Origin of the sequence: Streptomyces sp. NRRL B-1347 (assembly GCF_000720325.1) — a bacterium.
GTDB lineage: Bacteria > Actinomycetota > Actinomycetes > Streptomycetales > Streptomycetaceae > Streptomyces.
Genome location: NZ_JOJM01000249.1, coordinates 1 through 799, shown reverse-complemented (window position 1 = coordinate 799; position 799 = coordinate 1). Strand labels below are relative to the sequence as shown.

At 62.1% G+C, this 799-nt stretch carries 1 protein-coding gene; it reads right to left on the bottom strand.

What is annotated here, in order from left to right:
* Positions 1 to 99: 99 nt before the first annotated feature.
* A complete protein-coding gene (locus IG74_RS0144805) occupies positions 100 to 429 on the bottom strand; it encodes a histone-like nucleoid-structuring protein Lsr2 (protein WP_030689650.1) in 330 nt (109 codons plus the stop codon).
* Positions 430 to 799: the final 370 nt, after the last annotated feature.

The following is a 799-nucleotide window of genomic DNA, read 5'->3' as shown; positions in this document are numbered from 1 at the left end:
CGAGGCGGCTCCCCGATACCGGCCCGCGGTGCACCGTCCGCCCGCTAGGCTGGAAAGACCGCTCCTGACCAGCGGTAATGGTGAAGTCCCACTGGAGTACTAGTGGGCCTTGTCGTAGGCCTCACGGATGGCTGTGGGGACGCGGCCCCGGTCGTTCACCTCGTACCCGTTCCCCTTAGCCCAGGCCCGCACCTCGTCGGCGCTCGGACCGACGGCCGCGCCGCGTGTGCGCGCCCCGCGCTTGGCGCGGCCCTTTTTCCGGCCCGAATCGATGAACGGGCGCAGGGCTGCGTCCAGCTTGTCATAGTTCTCAGGCGTGAGGTCGATTTCGTATTCCACCCCATTCAGTGAGAAGTCATGCGTCTGGATCTCGTCCGACTTCTCGCCGGATAGATCGTCAAAGAACTCAATCACAGTCTTCTGGGCCATGGCCTGGATCGTACATCACGTGTGGGGCCATCGCACACGGCATTCTCAGAACCCGTGATCGAAAGGTAATACGCTATGCTCCTCTCGCTTGATCGGGCCTTGAGGACTGATGGCCTCAGAACGGAGGACGTCGAGGTTCCTGAGCGGGGTGTCACCATCCGTCTGCGGATGCTGAACAGTGCCGAGCTCGACAAGCTCGAGGCGTCGCCCCCCCGGGGGGGCGAGGGGCATGAAGCCGAAGCGAAACCTAGCGATTCTTCGAGCTCGCCTTGAGGCTTATTCAGCGCGATTCTGAGGGTCTCTGTCCGGACCCTCAGAAAATGAACAGCGGCCCGTTGTGAGAGAATTGGGTTTACCACGACACAAGACT

Bases quoted from the DNA above. Each gene is read 5' to 3' on its own strand.
- IG74_RS0144805 (WP_030689650.1), bottom strand. From the start codon at position 429: ATGGCCCAGAAGACTGTGATTGAGTTCTTTGACGATCTATCCGGCGAG.